Origin of the sequence: Criblamydia sequanensis CRIB-18, from assembly GCF_000750955.1 — a bacterium.
Lineage (GTDB): Bacteria > Chlamydiota > Chlamydiia > Chlamydiales > Criblamydiaceae > Criblamydia > Criblamydia sequanensis.
On record NZ_CCEJ010000003.1, the window covers coordinates 444549 to 459462 of the forward strand.

Annotated in this window: 12 protein-coding genes; 3 read left to right on the top strand and 9 right to left on the bottom strand. The window is 38.3% G+C overall.

Annotation, left to right across the window (positions count from 1 at the left end):
• The first annotated feature begins 131 nt into the window (after positions 1 to 131).
• Positions 132 to 1199: a hypothetical protein gene (locus CSEC_RS03685; protein WP_041017027.1), complete on the top strand. Its 1068-nt coding sequence runs from the start codon at positions 132 to 134 to the stop codon at positions 1197 to 1199.
• Positions 1200 to 1278: 79 nt separating this feature from the next.
• Here CSEC_RS03685 and CSEC_RS03690 read toward each other — a convergent pair whose 3' ends face one another.
• Together CSEC_RS03690 and CSEC_RS03695 are read right to left on the bottom strand one after the other, a co-directional pair.
• Positions 1279 to 3480 (bottom strand): hypothetical protein, encoded by a 2202-nt coding sequence (locus tag CSEC_RS03690; protein WP_041017028.1) that lies wholly within the window; start codon positions 3478 to 3480, stop codon positions 1279 to 1281.
• A gap of 255 nt (positions 3481 to 3735) precedes the next feature.
• A complete protein-coding gene (locus CSEC_RS03695) occupies positions 3736 to 5142 on the bottom strand; it encodes an ankyrin repeat domain-containing protein (protein WP_041017029.1) in 1407 nt (468 codons plus the stop codon).
• A 185-nt stretch (positions 5143 to 5327) separates the two neighbouring features.
• Here CSEC_RS03695 and CSEC_RS03700 point away from each other — a divergent pair, with 185 nt between their 5' ends.
• Complete coding sequence (locus tag CSEC_RS03700; protein WP_041017030.1) at positions 5328 to 6221, top strand: SDR family NAD(P)-dependent oxidoreductase; 894 nt, start codon at positions 5328 to 5330, stop codon at positions 6219 to 6221.
• Here CSEC_RS03700 and CSEC_RS03705 read toward each other — a convergent pair.
• Genes CSEC_RS03705 through CSEC_RS03715 form a run of 3 tightly spaced genes read right to left on the bottom strand, consistent with a single transcriptional unit; the run spans position 6214 to position 9141 of the window.
• Positions 6214 to 6927 (bottom strand): ABC transporter ATP-binding protein, encoded by a 714-nt coding sequence (locus CSEC_RS03705; RefSeq protein ID WP_041017031.1) that lies wholly within the window; start codon positions 6925 to 6927, stop codon positions 6214 to 6216. The two genes, CSEC_RS03700 and CSEC_RS03705, sit on opposite strands and share 8 nt — an antisense overlap.
• Position 6928: 1 nt before the next feature.
• Positions 6929 to 7918: a FecCD family ABC transporter permease gene (locus CSEC_RS03710; RefSeq protein ID WP_041017032.1), complete on the bottom strand. Its 990-nt coding sequence runs from the start codon at positions 7916 to 7918 to the stop codon at positions 6929 to 6931.
• Positions 7909 to 9141 carry an ABC transporter substrate-binding protein gene (locus CSEC_RS03715; protein WP_154017615.1) on the bottom strand — a complete coding sequence of 411 codons (1233 nt, stop codon included), beginning with the start codon at positions 9139 to 9141 and terminating at the stop codon, positions 7909 to 7911. Before CSEC_RS03715 ends, CSEC_RS03710 begins: the two co-directional genes overlap by 10 nt.
• Positions 9142 to 9308: 167 nt before the next feature.
• Here CSEC_RS03715 and CSEC_RS03720 point away from each other — a divergent pair, with 167 nt between their 5' ends.
• Positions 9309 to 10454, top strand: coding sequence for an F-box/WD repeat-containing protein (locus tag CSEC_RS03720; RefSeq protein ID WP_041017034.1), 1146 nt, complete (start codon positions 9309 to 9311; stop codon positions 10452 to 10454).
• A gap of 26 nt (positions 10455 to 10480) precedes the next feature.
• Here CSEC_RS03720 and CSEC_RS03725 read toward each other — a convergent pair whose 3' ends face one another.
• The 4 genes from CSEC_RS03725 to CSEC_RS03740 all read right to left on the bottom strand — a co-directional run bounded on the left by CSEC_RS03725 (position 10481) and on the right by CSEC_RS03740 (position 14801).
• Positions 10481 to 11095 (bottom strand): carbonic anhydrase, encoded by a 615-nt coding sequence (locus tag CSEC_RS03725; protein ID WP_041017035.1) that lies wholly within the window; start codon positions 11093 to 11095, stop codon positions 10481 to 10483.
• 127 nt (positions 11096 to 11222) lie between these two features.
• Positions 11223 to 12818 (bottom strand): chaperonin GroEL, encoded by a 1596-nt coding sequence (groL, locus tag CSEC_RS03730; protein ID WP_041017036.1) that lies wholly within the window; start codon positions 12816 to 12818, stop codon positions 11223 to 11225.
• Positions 12819 to 13049: 231 nt separating this feature from the next.
• Positions 13050 to 13298 carry a hypothetical protein gene (locus CSEC_RS03735; RefSeq protein WP_154017616.1) on the bottom strand — a complete coding sequence of 83 codons (249 nt, stop codon included), beginning with the start codon at positions 13296 to 13298 and terminating at the stop codon, positions 13050 to 13052.
• A gap of 171 nt (positions 13299 to 13469) precedes the next feature.
• Positions 13470 to 14801, bottom strand: a complete 1332-nt coding sequence (locus tag CSEC_RS03740; RefSeq protein ID WP_041017038.1) for an OmpP1/FadL family transporter — start codon at positions 14799 to 14801, stop codon at positions 13470 to 13472.
• Between the last annotated feature and the right edge of the window lie 113 nt (positions 14802 to 14914).

A 14914-nucleotide genomic window follows, 5' to 3' on the forward strand; every position in this document is an offset into this window, starting at 1 on the left:
ACCTATTATTTATTTTAATCAAGAGCAGTGGTTTTTTATATTTTTTTCTCTTAATTTATAATTATAATATCTGTATATAATAATTATATTAAGAAGGGCTATAAATTTACAAAAAAAACCTAGGAGAACTTATGGTATCCGCCCCTAGAGGAATATCCGCCTCTTTACAAAAAATGTATGAAAGCGCCGGGAATGACAAAGATTTCTTTAAAGCTTTAGCCCCAAATCCAGATAGTAAGGCTAAAAAACTAAATTATTTAAACTTTATTAAGTTTTTTGAGGTGGCCTTTAAGGATTCCGATTGGAAAAAAGAACACGCAGAAATGACTTCGAATCTTGTTCATTTTGCAGATAGTCTGCTTGATTCCAATCTTATTTCAAATAACCAAAAAAATAGAATTCAGGCTGTTTTTGAAGAAAATCTAAAAACCAACCTTTTTGACTGTTTAATTCATGGAATTGACAAGAGACATCTCCCAACTTACGAAAAAGAACATGACGTTGAAAACTATGAGGTTGAGATTCAGCATTTAGTGGAAGAATTTGAGATTCCTTTTTTACATGGCGATAAGGGACATGTTGAAAAAGTCCTCAACGATGATCTTATCACAAAAATGAAGAATAATTCCTTAAATCCTGAAGAAGCCCATCTTTTCATTCAGCATTTGACCCCTTTCTTGAAAGACGGGTTAGACTTAAGCGACTTCTTTAATGAAACCGATATCTTGGAGAAAGCCCTAAAATTCATTATTTCAAAGAATTCTACTGGCAAGCGGGAGTTCATCGATTTGATAGAGCTTTTGCCTTCCGGTATTAAACAATTAGATTTAAGCGGGTTAAATCACTTTAACTTAGACTTGATCGCTAAGTTTGCAGACTTGGAAAAACTAACCCTCAAAGATGCGCAAAACTTAAATGATATTTCAAAACTAAAGCGCTTTGAGAACCTTAGCGAACTTGATCTTACCAACTGCAGCAAGTTAAAAACTATTGAAGCTTTAAGAGCTTTGCCTTTAACTAAAATCAATTTTACAGGCTGCGATTCAATTTCAAAAGAAGCTTTTCGCTCTGTTGTCAAAGACATCTTAACCTACAACGACACGAAGATTACAGCAAATGGCACTTTAACTCAGATTGTCACAGAAGAGATAGCTAAAATTCCCGGAAAAAGTACGAACCTAACTCTTGTAAAAAATTAAGCTATATAAATCCGGCTCATATAAAAAAAGGCTGTACATTATGTACAGCCTAATAAAAAAATTACATGGCTTTAGCCGCTTAATTAGCTTTTGAAACCATTACAGTCACGTTGTCTTGGGCATATTTTTTATACAATGCAAATTCACCAAGAGCATTAGCATCGAGGTTGCCTTTAGAGTCAATCAGCTTAAGAATTTCCTCGTCCATAACATAATCCCAAATCCCATCACAACCCACGATTAAGAGATCGTCTTTTTCTAACTGGAATTGGGAGATTTTAGCCTTATGGGCAATCCCTTCAAAATTATCGCCAAGGGCTCGGCTAACGTTCTGCAAAGCAACTCTTCTATTTTTTGCATTACCAAACCATGCAGGATTTTCGGCCCAGGCTCTTTGAGTTTCCATAGGAGCTCTTTTAGCTTCTTTCCTTTTTCCAAAATCCATAACTAGTGAAAGCGGGATAAGGCGCCATTTACCATCGATTTTTCTTGCAACCCTAGCTTCAGAGTCCGCTATGGTCCCTATTGTGGCGATGTTATTAGTATCCACAAAAGTAACTACAGCGGTTGTTCCGCCGGGAAGCTTTTTTTCCACGGCTTCTTTATGGATCTTGGCAAAAAGTTTATTAAAGACTTGGGCTGCATCTTTTGGATTTTCTTTGAGTTCATTTTCAAATTCTCTTTCAAAAACTTCTTTTGCAAGATCTGCAACAGGATGACTAGGACCAAAATCTCCGCCATGTCCGTCAAAGACGCAGTAAAGTTCACCCATTTCCGGTAACTTCAGATGAAGGTGCGCATCTTCCATGGAAGGCCTTGGACCTTGGGCAGAAAATTCTGACGTTGACCAATTTAAAGGTTTAGCGGAAGTATTAATGTGAGTTAGGTCAATATGCTGTAATAAATCAAGCATTTTGGCATTACGGAGCGCTCTATAGGTGTTTACAAGGTGGCGATAACGGGGAGCGATGTCCTTAAGAGCTCTTTTTTCCGTAACTAGCTGTTCAATCAGCTTATTTCCGGGTAAGAGTGTGCCTTCAACTTTCTTTTTAGGCGTTTGTTTAGCTCTCGCAACTTCCTTTTCACCCGATTTTTTTGCTCTCACAACTTCTTTTTCACGCGGTTTTTTTGTCCTTGCAACTTCCTTTTCACCCTTCATGACTTTTTGTCTGGACTGGGTTTCTTTAACGGCTTTCAATTCTTTTTGTTTAGGCTTTTTTACAGGAGAATCTAGGAAATATTGCTTTTCTACCGCTTTTTTAGGGGAAAGGCTTCTTATTTGTCTCACATTTCGATGGGTGGGTATTATTGCAATAGGGGTTGTGCCCATATTAGTGCAATGTTCTGAAACCCGGGTAAATATTTCTAGAAGAGAATTATTATCGTCATAAACTGAATAGACATCTCCATTGTCTGTTAAAAGATCGACAACCGGATCGCCATTCGCTCTTGTTCTTAAAATATAACTTCCGGGAACCTTATCTTTTAAAATTTGAAGGGATGCTTCTCTTGAGCTTTGGCCATGATGAATTTGATTAAGATAAATCTTATAGGGGGCGCAAGAAATTTTAAGCGAGTCCATTTCCTTTAAAACGAGATGTCCATTCTCAAATCTAGCTTCCACAATGATAAAAGGGTTGCTCAAGGCAATCTCAAGAGTTTTTCCTTCCTTATGCGCAATTCGTGCCTTTTTAACCAAAGTTTGAATTTTTTCAGGAGTTAATTTGAGGCTTTGGACCAAAGAATTTCTTTCTATGGTTTTTGCATAAAACTGCACCGGATCAATGAACTGAGGTTCTAATCCAACACTCTTAATGAGGCTAATAGCTTCTTGTTTGGATGTAATATAAACAAAAGAAATCTTAGAGTCCTTGCCAACGATGCAAGCTACCACAACACCTTCTTTTCTCGAACTCTCTTTCAGAAGAAAAGTACCGGGTTTTGCTCCTTGAAGAAAGCGTATGAGATCGTCTTGTGGCATAGGACCAATAGATCTCCTTTTAAGAGATTGACTAGCAATAGGAGGCACTTGATTGTCGGCGAAGTCTTGGTGCGTTTGCTTTAAGGATTCATTAGCTTGGGTTTTCGGTAGATCTTTGGCCTGAATGGTTGCTTGAGGGGCTTCTTTTACAACCTTATTTTCATGAGCCCGAGGAAGGATCGAAGGTTTAAAGACCGGCAGTTTGGCTGCCTTCGTTTTAGCTTGTCTAGCCTTTACCTTTTGATCTTCGGCATTCATTATGCTATAAGTATCTTGGGCTTTGTTACTTGGTGTTATCATAATTTATCTCTTTATTATGTTAATATTAAAACGAATAATAAGGTTAACTCTCTAATATTAATTTTAAATTAAGGGAGTTTAAAGAAAGGACGAGAATCCAAGAAATTGATTAGAAAAATTCATTAGGAAATGAAGGCATTTTTTAAATTATTTAAAAAAATCAATTCTTAAGATGATTTAAAGAGTATTTTAAGATGGGAAGGTTTTTTGCAAGGTTGTTGGGCTTTTTATTAAAAAACCCAACACCTAGGAAGATTAAGAGGGGTAGTGAATCAATAAATCCAGGATTTCATAGTTTGCAAGTTTATAGGCTATCTTCTGAGCTTCTTTTCTTCCTTCTTCTGAAAAAAGGCCTCTTGATAATAGTTCAACCACCACTTCAAAGCGCTGTTCACTTACAGCAGCTTTTAGTAAGTCATCCGGCTGGTCCAGTTTATTCTCTTTGACAAGAGTTGCTATTATAAGAATCGCAATTTCATCTCTTGAGGCTTTAAGAGCGTCTTTATAATCAGATAGAGTGGGCAAAATGCCTTTTGCTATCAGAATTTTGACAAGCTCAACATGATCACACCGGGAAGCTATAGAAAAAGCATCTGTCGGATCGCTTAAGTTACTTATTGCATTCTCTATCAATTCAAGGCCGGCTTTATTTTCAACAAGAGCCTCTAAAGCCTTAATGGAGGAGATGTTCCCATTTAACAATTGGTTTAAAAGCTCGTTATTTTCAACAACCAAGCCAATGGATGAAGAGGAAATAGCCCATCCGGATTCAACGTAAAGTGAGATCATTTCTTTATTTTTAGTTTGGAGAGCCTCATCAAATGAGGTTTGCATCATCTTTTTCAGAGATTCTGGAGAAACGATAAGGTCCTCTCCTTTCCATCCTTGATAAAGCGCTCTTAGAGCAGAAGAAAAATATTCAAGGTTTCCTTTTTGCCTAAAATTTTCAGCAATAACGCCAAGGTTCAATTGAGGACTATGAGTTAAAATCAAGTAGAGGATTTCAGGATCGCATTTTTGCCGATTGGCCGCATCCCAAAGGGATTCGGTTCGTGTTTCCATTCCTTCTGAAACAAGCCCTGGGCCATGATCCCCGGAATAGGGAGTCAGCCAAGAAGAGATGTACTCCGTTCTAACGGTATTCACATTGGATTTATTTGTAGGGTTATGCTCTAAAAGGCATCGAACGGCTTCAACGTCATTTTTTTTAAGCGCGTATTCAAGAGGCTTTAAGCCTGGTTGGTATCCATGGAATTTAGTCCAACCCGACCCATTCCATTCATTGGAATACTTTTCGTAGACCGGGATGTCAGGCATTCTTTTTTCTAAGTCTTCTCCCATGTCGATAATGAATTTGAGAAGCTCATAGTCTTTCATTTCTATAGCATAAATGGCAGGCGGCAATTTCTTGTCATTTTTTCTAGCTTCTTCCAACCTATCATAGATAGTTTTTTTAACCTGGGAATCCTCTTTATTCGAGTTTAAAGCTTGGGAAGAAGCTTGTTTGCTTTGACCCTTTTTAAATACTTCAAAAGGAGATAGGTGAGGTGAAATAACATTTTCGAAAGATTCGTGGGGTTTTTCCGTCGCATCGATTTTATTTGAGGGCGAGATTGAAGGTTCTTGGGGGAGGGGAGTTTTTATAAAATTAATTTCGTTCATAAAACCTCTTTATTAAAAGATAATAAAGAAAATTATATATATTTAAATAAATAATTACAATGTAAATAAATTTTAATTTTGTCTAATGGGGTAGTTTTATAGTATTCAAAAACTTCATCTAAAAGCTGGTGTTCGTTAAAATATTGGAAATTTTAAAAATAGAATATTACGAAGGCATATATAACATGGAAGTAAATCCTCGAATTTGTTTAATCACCGGAGCTAATAGCGGGATTGGAAAAGCTGTAGCGCTACAATTTGCAAGGCTTGGAATAAAGGTAATCATTGCCTGTAGAAACGAAGACAGAGGAAAACAAGCTCTTCGAGAAATTCAGGAGGAAACAGGTAATTTATTAACAGAGCTGATGATTGTAGATCTTTCATCTATGTCTTCTATAAGAAAATTCTCTAATGATTTTCAGAAAAAATTTCAACGTCTGGATGTGTTGATTCATAATGGGGCTAATTTCGATCATACTCTGAGAAGAGCCGTGCTTACTGAAGATGGTTTTGAAACAATTTTTGCTACAAATTATTTAGGGCCATTCTTGATGACTAGGCTTTTGCTGCCTTGCTTATTTAAGTCTTCGCAACCCAGATTACTTACTGTTGGTACAAAAGGACTTGACTTCTACCCGTTTGCAAATCTTAATTTTGATGATTTGGACTTAAAAAATAGTAATTTTACAACAGCAAAAGCCTATTACAATTCAAAGTTAGCGTTGTTGATGTTTACTATAAATTTTGCAAATCGTTTTAAAGGAAAAATTGATGCAAACTGTATTCGGGTTACTAATGTAGCCATAGGAAACGATCGCCTCATCACTTTGCCTTGGTATCTTAGATATGTTTATTTTATAAAAAGACAATTTTCTATCACACCAGAGCAAATGTCAAAAATCTATATCACCTTAGCTCTCAGTTCTGAAATTGAAGGTATGACAGGATTGTACTGGGACGAGAACAACAAAATCGTTAATTTCCCTTCAAAAGCGCTAAATGGCGAAATAAGGGAACGTTTATGGAATATCACAGAGGATATACTAGGTGTTAGTTTCAGAGATGTTTTGGTCATTTAGAGAGTATTAACTTATCTACCCCAAAAACATCTTCCAGTATTTTTTTGGAAAGAGCTTCTGAAAAAGCGCCTTTAGAGACGACACTGCCTTTTTGTAAAACCAAGCTTTCATCGGACCATTTCTCAGCTTCATGAAAATCGTGGGTAGCGACAATGATAATTTTTTTAAGCTCTTTCAAGTCATGAATAAGCTGCCATATCTCATGACGATGCTTAATGTCCAAACTAGCGGTCGGTTCATCAAAAAGCATGACGGGAGCGTCGGCAATAAGAGACCTTGCAATATAAACCCTTTGTTTTTCACCGCTTGAGAGAGTTCTAACCAAGCGGTCTTTCAAATGAAGCGCATCCACTTTATTAAGGCTTTCTTCCAATTTTTGTTCTTCATTCTTTATAGCCTTGGCATAAGCTCCCATAAGAGCAAACTCTTTGACGGTAAAGTCAAAGAAAACGGGGCTTGATTGCGGAACAAAAGTCATGATTTGACTTCTCTCTCTTCGTTTAATAAAACTTATCTCCTGAGAATTCCAAAAGATGGACCCTGAATAAAAGACTTGAATTCCGGCTATTGCCTTAAGAAGGGTAGTTTTACCCGATCCATTTGGTCCAAGGACCGAATAAATGAAACCGGGCTGGAAATTAAGATCAATATTTCTTAATAACAACCTATTTCCCAAAGAACATGAAATATTTTTAATAGAAAGCATGTCAGCATTCCCTATGACGGGGGTGATGGATAAGGAGGATAAAGAAGAAAATACCGCCAAGAACCGCCGATACATTTCCGATAGTGAATATTTGAATTTTAAAAAATCGAAGAGTTAGATCCATAGCTAATAAGACAAGACTCCCGCCAAAAATACTGTAGGGAATAAGAAGCCTGTTCGAAGGGCCTGTAATCTTACGAATTAAATGGGGGAGAACAAGACCGAAAAAAGCAATAATGCCAATTCCGGCAAGAGCTGAGCCTGTCAGGAACGCTGTGCAAATAAAGAGCCGGAGCCTAACTTTTGGAACTTCTACCCCTAAATTCAACGCTTCTTCTTCCCCGAGCGCAAGAAGGTCTATTTCTTTTCGATAATAAAGACACCCAAGTAAGCCAATAAGAGCTAGAGGAAGCTGCATATGAACGTGGATCCAAGTTCTATCAAGTGTAGATCCTGATTCCCATTCTGTTATGGTTTGGATAAGCCGCCAGTTATCTCTAAGCGCATATAAAATACCGCCTTGCAAAGCGATCAATAAAGTGGAAACAGCAATTCCCGATAAAATCAGATTAGACATCCGATGGGATTCCCCGTAGTGGGAAAGGCCATAAACCACGATCATGGTAATAAAAGAACCAAAGACGGCAGCTATAGAAATCGCGTAAGGGTGATTCAAGTGTAGGTCAAAAGCATAAAAAAGGACGACAAGCAAACTGCCGCCGCATGAGATGCCAAGAACGCTTGGAGAGGCCAATGGGTTTTGAAAAAGAGCTTGCATGACAGCGCCTGAAACCGCTAAGGAAGCGCCCGCAGAAAGAATGACAATAAGTCTTGGCAAGCGCTCATCTAAAAGAGGATTCCAATCATTTTTGGAGCCATTAAATCTTTCGAGGATGCCTTTTTCCACAAATTCCCAAGGGACGTCCCCCAGATAAAGAGTTAAGCCGGAGAGTAGAAAAAGTGAGATAAATACTAAAATTTTTAATCGCATAAAGCTTTAGCCAAATCGTAGTATGCTAAGACAAGAAACTGTGAAGGCGTCCACTGAACATCTTCCGGAATAAAGGAGACTTGTTTTGATTGTATAGCAGAGACGCCTCTTAAAGAATCTTTAGAGAGGAGACAGGCTTCTAAAGAAGCGTTTAAATCACCTAGAATAATTAATCTATCGGGGTTAAAGAAAACAATTTCTTCTTCTGAAAGAGGGGCTGTATAGCCGTTTCTATGAAAGAAAGGATGATGTCCTTCCCCAAGTTTATTATTAAGACGAAGCCTTGATAGGATGGAATAGGTCAAAGATTGTTTTCCGGGTAGTGAGAAATGGGTGTAGTAATTTGTAACGAGCGTTTTTTCAAGGGGAGAAAGGGACTTTCGAATTTCCAGGCAATTATCACAATTTTGCAAAGCCGCATCTATAAAAATCGTCAATAGCTCAGCTTTTAAAGGCTTGCCAACCAGATAGCCTATATTTTGTATGGCTTTTTTAATGTCCTCAAAAGAAAGAATATCAGGCGTATAAAAAATTTCAATGCCTAAATGGCTTAGGATATCTACGCAAGTTGGATTAGAGTATTGTTTTGAGACAAAAGCAATGTCCGGAAAATTTATCGCAAGCGATTCTGAAGTGAAACGATCAAATTCTAGGTGAATGGCATCTAATTGCTCGCTTGCATAAATATGGGATTGAGCTTTCATGCCTTTTGGCAGAGCCGAGATATTTTCAGGTTCCACGAGAGAGAGCAAAATGCTTGCCGCCATATAGGTTTGAGGAAAAAATTTCTGCCTTAATATAGATAAATCGTGTGGGAAACCTCGGTCATCTATGATAGGCGCATTATTTTCTAAGGTGGCTTTCGCTTCAAATCCTCTTTCGTTGCTTTCAAGAAGTCTAACTATTCTTTGGCTTCTTAGAAACAATTGTCTATCAAGACGCTTTATGTTAGAATAACCCTCATTTATGAGAAGATCAGCATTGATATCCCATTCGACAATAAGTTTTGAAATTAAAGAAATATCCCCAAGAAGAGCTTTTCGTAAAAATTCTCTATCAGGAAATAAAGATAGGTTTTGAATTTCAAAGGGGAGATTGTTGCTTTTATTAACACTAACGGACAAGTTGACCTTAGGCTCGTGAGCATTCGGATTTTTAAAAGCGGCAATCCACCAAAAAGCCAAAAAGGCTGAAAAAAAAGCATAAGTAAAAAAAGAGCTCATTCTCATGCTTTTAAGTTTCTCCTTTAACGAATTTAAGGGTAATTTTTTTAAGAAGGTCTAAAGCCTGATAGAATAACCTTATTCGCATTTTGAGAAAAGAGAAGATACATCTCCGTGAAGGCTTCAGTCATTTAATCTTTAAAAACTAGAGTTATTTTGCTTGTCAGATGCAATCCGTTACTAAACATTTTTTTTTAAAGGAAGAAAAAGATTTTCATCCGCTGGAATTTTTTGAAAAAATAATCCCGGACGAGCTTCTTGTAAGCATCTTTACCCACCTAAATCCTAATGAAATTAAAACGATTTCCCTTGTTTCCAGAAGATGGCTATGGCTCGCAAAAGAAAAAAGTTTATGGCAGCTTTTTTTTAGAAGGAATTTTCCGGACTCAGCAAAGGAAGAAAAAAGTCTTATTACAAAAGCTTTTTTTTTCGAAACTTTAAAAAAAAATGAGCGCCTTCTTAAAAATGATTCCAGGCCTTCCTATAAAAACCGGCCCGATCTAAAAATTCGAACTTTCTATCCGTGTTCAGACAAAATTATAATAGCGACCGGAAAAGAGATTCATCTACTGAATAAAACGACTTTGAACACGGAAGAAGTTTTGTCCTATCATGAAGAAGAGATTGACTTTGTCTACGAGAAGGATAAAAAAATTTACAGCGTGGATAAAGGCGGGAAAGTTAAAATTTTTGACTTAGCTGTAAAAAATTATCAGACCATTGAAACTGAAAATCGCATAGAATTTTGCCAAGCAGATCAAAGCTTTCTCTATCTTTTGGATTCTAGTGGAGTCTTTAAAAGACTTTCTCTAGAAAAGAGCCATGAACTAGAGATTTTAGAGATTTCTTTAACAAGAGGGGCATCTATACTTATCCATAAAGGCCTCCTTTACTATGGAAAAAAGCAAGGAGGCATAGAAGTTATCTCCCTTAAAGAGGGGAAGTTAAAGCGATCTTTTGAGACCTCTCCCGCTTCCTCTTTTACTGTTTTTGGTAACAAGCTCTATGTTAGTCTTAATGAAGGCACAGTTTCCGCATTTGATAGAAAAAAAGGAACCCTTCTTTTTGAATGGCGAGCGCATAAGAGAGATGCTAAATATTTAACTTTCTACAACGATACCTTATTTAGCGCATCCTTTGATGGAACTCTTAAACTTTGGGATAAAGGGGGCGTGTTCTTGAAACAATTTGAGCTCCCTTTTCCCATTTCTGATTTCGATCTTGTTCCAATAACTGGATTTCAAATTAGAAACTATCAGCTTATGATTGGATCACTTCTGACCGGTCTTTCAGTTTTCGATTTTAACCTTTGATTTGAGGGTTGAGTCAAGGATTCAATTTAATTTAAAAACTCTACTTGACCCGTTCCCAAATGGTAATAGGCTCCCTTGATATCCAGAGTGCCGTCCTCAATCCTTGCTTTAAGAGGAGGGGATTTTCTTAAGGTAGCCACAACATTTAGCACATTATTTTTTATAGCAGCTTCTGTAGTCTCATGCTTTTTAGAATCAAGACCTTGACGAATTAATGAAGCCACAGCTTCGATATCGGCTGTGTTATCACTAAGAACCGCTTTTACAGCCCCGCAATTTTCATGTCCTAAAACAACAACCAAAGAGGACTTTAAGTGAATGACAGAATATTCGGTGCTGTTAATTTCAATCGGGCCGGCAACGTTTCCTGCAACTCTAACAATGAATAAATCGCCGATCCCTTGGTCAAAGATGATTTCAGGTGAAACTCTTGAGTCTGAGCATCCCAGTATGACTGCAAAGGGCTGCTGGCCTTCAACGACTGATAGTCTGCTCTCTTTTGTCCTATCCGGGTGAAGAAGTTTATCTGTGATGAATCGCCTGTTTCCCTCTAAGAGGAGTCTATAAGCTTCCTTGGGATTAACTTCAGAAAAAAGGCTTTGAAAGGAAATAGCGAGTAAAAAGAAGATATATTTATACATAAAGACTCCTTCTTTAATATAAGTTATACCTATCAATTTGTAACTATTTTGTGAAGTTAAAAAAAAGCCTTAGATTAAAACAAATTAATCTAAGGCAAATAGGATAACTAATTAAAGAAGGCGTATCTTAAACAGCTTCTTCGTCCGGAGCATCAGCAATTAAAGCTTCGGAAATTAAAACAATACCGGCTGCGCTTACAGCGTGAGTTAAAGCGGTCATGACAACTTTTGCCGGGTCAATAACACCGGCTTCAAGCAAGTCTTCGACTTTATCGTTTAAAGCATTGAAGCCAAAATTGTTAGGACGAGAGAGGACATCTGCTAAAATAACAGCGCCATCTTTGCCTGCATTTTTTACAATTTGCTTTAAAGGAGCTTGGCAAGCTTTATAAACGATTTCAGCGCCGGCTTCTTCCTCACCATTCAATTTTAGATTTTTGATGGCTGCGCTTGCGCGAATTAAAGAAACGCCGCCGCCGGGAACTATGCCTTTTTCAAGAGCGGCTCTTGTCGAATTCAAGCTGTCTTCGAAAAGTTGCTTATTCTTTTTCATTTCAGGCTCAGAGAGTGCGCCCACGCGAATCACAGCGATTCCGCCGGCAAGCTTAGCTTTTCTCTCTTGGAGCTTCTCTTTGTCATAGGAATTAGTCGTTTTTTCAATTTCGGCTTCAAGCTGTTTAATACGCCCTTCAATTTTCTCGTGTTGTCCGGCGCCGTTGAGGATGATCGTATGATCTTTCGTCACGGTTATTTTTTCCGCATGGCCAAGCATTTCGGGAGTAGCTTCAGCAAGATTTACGCCGGCTTCCTCTGCAATGACAGTGGCTCCTGTTAAAATAGCTATGTCTTCCAACATCGCTTTTCTTCTATCGCCAAAACCGGGGGCTTTTACCGCCGCCACTTTTAGAATTTTTCTTAACCGGTTGACAACTAATGTTGAAAGAACATCCCCTTCGATATCTTCAGCGATAATTAAAAGCTCGTTTCCTGTAGTTGCCACTTGTTGCAACATTGGAATCAACTCATGAATGTTGTTAAGCTTTTTATCGACAATCAAAATGGATGGGTTTTCCATTTCAACCGTCATCTTCTCGACATTCGTGCAAAAATAAGGGCTTACGTAGCCGCGGTCAAATTCCATCCCTTCAACGATATCAATCAGAGTTTCAGTCCCTTTTCCTTCTTCAATGGTAATGACGCCGGTTTTACCAACTTTATCAATAGCATCCGCGATGAGATCGCCAATTTCTTTTTGACCATTTGCAGAAACGATAGCGATGTTTCTAATTTCGTTTGGATTTCGAATAGCTATGGCATTTTTTTCGATTTCTTTAAGAACCGCCTCTAAAGCCTTGTCCATCCCGCGTTTAATGGAAATAGGGCTCAAACCGGAGGAAATATATTTAATCCCTGATTCAACGAGGGCATTTAGAAGAAGAGTCCCTGTCGTTGTACCGTCACCGCATTTTTCTTTAATCTTCTCGACCACTTCTTTTGCAATCGAAACACCCATATCTTCATATTGATTTTTCAATGTGATGTCTTTAACGATACTGCTTCCATCGCTTGTGATAGTTGGGGCGCCCCAGCTTTTCTCAAGCCCGACATTCCGACCTTTGGGTCCTAGTGTACAAGCAACCACATCGGCAAGCTTCTTTATGCCGTTTGTAAGAAGTTCTCGTGCTTCTTCATCAAAAACAATTTCCTTTGGCGTATTTGACATGGCTCTTTCCGCTCCTATATATGTATAATCTCAAAAGTTCTAAAGGTTCAAAGGCTTGCTATCCAAAAAGACGTTTTTTAAGCCGATGCATCGGGCTTAAAAAGAATTAGGTTGGATAACCAACCTGTTTCATAAAGTCATGGATTGTACGAAAAGGGTGGGAATTTGGCAAGCGTTAGTTTTTCGAAATTAGCAAACGGGTTTAACAATTGCTAGTTTTAGAAAAAAAGCTTATTTTTTAGCTGTTTGATAGCGGGATTTGCGGCTTTTTTTAGACTTTTGAGCGTGAGTGGTATCGCAAATATATTCTTTTGCAAACTCAATAACCGGAGGGGAGGGAATACGTTCGGCTGGCCCAACTTTAAGCATTAAGAGTGAGTAATCTAAGAAATCTTGATCGATATCGGGACCTTCTTTGAGGACAAAGATCACAGGAGTGGTCATTAATTTTAAACTCTTTAATAAATCGCTCTTAGACATAAACCCTCAATTTTATAGTTAAGCCAGAATAACTTTAAGGATATTTTCTGTAAACTCAATTTATTAACGAACTTTTAAAATATAATTTTACCATTTAATGATATAAAAGTTCATTCCATTTTTAATAATTTGATGAAAAAAAGGGGGGCTTTAAAAGCCCGCCCTAGGAGACTAGAATCTTCTTCCGTACGATAGTCCCAATACTTGCAACGATTGCTTGATATTGGCCTCGCCGCCGCCGAAAACGTTAACCGGATTGGGGAAAGGAGGGAAAGGAATAGGTACTGAAGGAATGGAGTTTTTACCATGGATCGTATGACTGAATCCATAGGCGTAAAGAATCGTAAGTTCATTACAAGGATTTACATGGTAAGTTGTTCCAAGCGTTAAAACATCTTCGCAAGCTTCCATGGTAAGGAGGTTGATTGCGGCTTGGCTTGGAGGAATTGGGGATTTTGAGTGCCTATAACCGGCTCTAAAATCCCAGCATTTATTGTAATGGTATTCAACCCCAAAACGGTAATAATGCTGATTGTTCCAACCAAAACCTGCGCCGTCTGGATCCCCAAGCTCTGAGACGAATAAGTTGGGCAGTAAAGGATTTCTTAAGTGGGGTATATCACGCCAGCGAATGTATTCATAATCGGCAGCAAGCGTTAAACAGTCCCAAGGATCCCAGGAAATACCGGCTTGAAAGCGCATCGGGTTATCAAATTTCCCTCTATCGGCTAAGAAGCCTTTATATTTATGGAAACGTCTCATATGAGTCTTTGGCGTCCAGGATAAACCGATGCGGAAATTATCCCAAGGAGTGAAAAGATAACCCAGGGTTACTCCAAAGCCGGTTGACCAGTTATAACCTTTGTTTGTAGCGTTCTCAGGAGAGCTTGAAAATAATGGGTTCGCAAAGTTTTCAATGCCATTTACCTTAACACGTTGAACGTTGATATTAAGCGCAAGGCCTATGGAATGCATTCTTGAAAGGCGAACCGCAAAATTTGGAGCCACAGTCTCCATTAAATATTCAACCCCGACAGGAGAGGTCCCGAAAAGAGGAATATTTCTGCCATAAGTCGTTTTCAAGTAGTAGCGGTTGTAGACAGTAAGGCCTGCAACAAAGTCGATAGGGCAACCGCAGATGTCTCGGCAAAAGTGTTTAACCACTCCAAACTCGGGAACATAAACATCAGCTGTTTTTGCAGCATTCCTTGTTCCATTTAACTGGTTGTCCGGAAAAATAATATTTAAAATACTTTCGTTGTCTTCCACATTTAATTCTTGATTAAAGTGAACCCAACTAATCCCGTTATCTATCCTGTCAGGAACAAGGACTGAGGCCGCAGGGTTGTAAGCTGCTGCAAAAGCATCATTCGGGGCACTGACAGAGGTTGCGGCTCTGCCTGTTACTTTAATACCGGCAAGCACCGCCTCAAGGGGGCTCAAAACCGGCATTAAACAAGCCAAAGAAGCGCAAAGCTTAAGGCTAAAGTTCCGCCATTTCATTCGTTTCTCCTATTCATTTTCGATTCCATATAATTAATCCGTAAGGCACTCGACAGGAAGAGCATCTAAATAAAAAAACCTTCTAAAATCAAGAGCTTATTTGACAACTTAAG

Coding starts and splice junctions, on each gene's coding strand:
- CSEC_RS03740 (WP_041017038.1), bottom strand. CDS start 14,801: ATGAAATGGCGGAACTTTAGCCTTAAGCTTTGCGCTTCTTTGGCTTGT.
- CSEC_RS03695 (WP_041017029.1), bottom strand. CDS start 5,142: ATGAACGAAATTAATTTTATAAAAACTCCCCTCCCCCAAGAACCTTCA.
- CSEC_RS03710 (WP_041017032.1), bottom strand. CDS start 7,918: ATGCGATTAAAAATTTTAGTATTTATCTCACTTTTTCTACTCTCCGGC.
- CSEC_RS03705 (WP_041017031.1), bottom strand. CDS start 6,927: ATGCTTTCTATTAAAAATATTTCATGTTCTTTGGGAAATAGGTTGTTA.
- CSEC_RS03720 (WP_041017034.1), top strand. CDS start 9,309: ATGCAATCCGTTACTAAACATTTTTTTTTAAAGGAAGAAAAAGATTTT.
- CSEC_RS03735 (WP_154017616.1), bottom strand. CDS start 13,298: ATGTCTAAGAGCGATTTATTAAAGAGTTTAAAATTAATGACCACTCCT.
- CSEC_RS03700 (WP_041017030.1), top strand. CDS start 5,328: ATGGAAGTAAATCCTCGAATTTGTTTAATCACCGGAGCTAATAGCGGG.
- CSEC_RS03715 (WP_154017615.1), bottom strand. CDS start 9,141: ATGAGCTCTTTTTTTACTTATGCTTTTTTTTCAGCCTTTTTGGCTTTT.
- CSEC_RS03690 (WP_041017028.1), bottom strand. CDS start 3,480: ATGATAACACCAAGTAACAAAGCCCAAGATACTTATAGCATAATGAAT.
- CSEC_RS03725 (WP_041017035.1), bottom strand. CDS start 11,095: ATGTATAAATATATCTTCTTTTTACTCGCTATTTCCTTTCAAAGCCTT.
- CSEC_RS03685 (WP_041017027.1), top strand. CDS start 132: ATGGTATCCGCCCCTAGAGGAATATCCGCCTCTTTACAAAAAATGTAT.
- groL (WP_041017036.1), bottom strand. CDS start 12,818: ATGTCAAATACGCCAAAGGAAATTGTTTTTGATGAAGAAGCACGAGAA.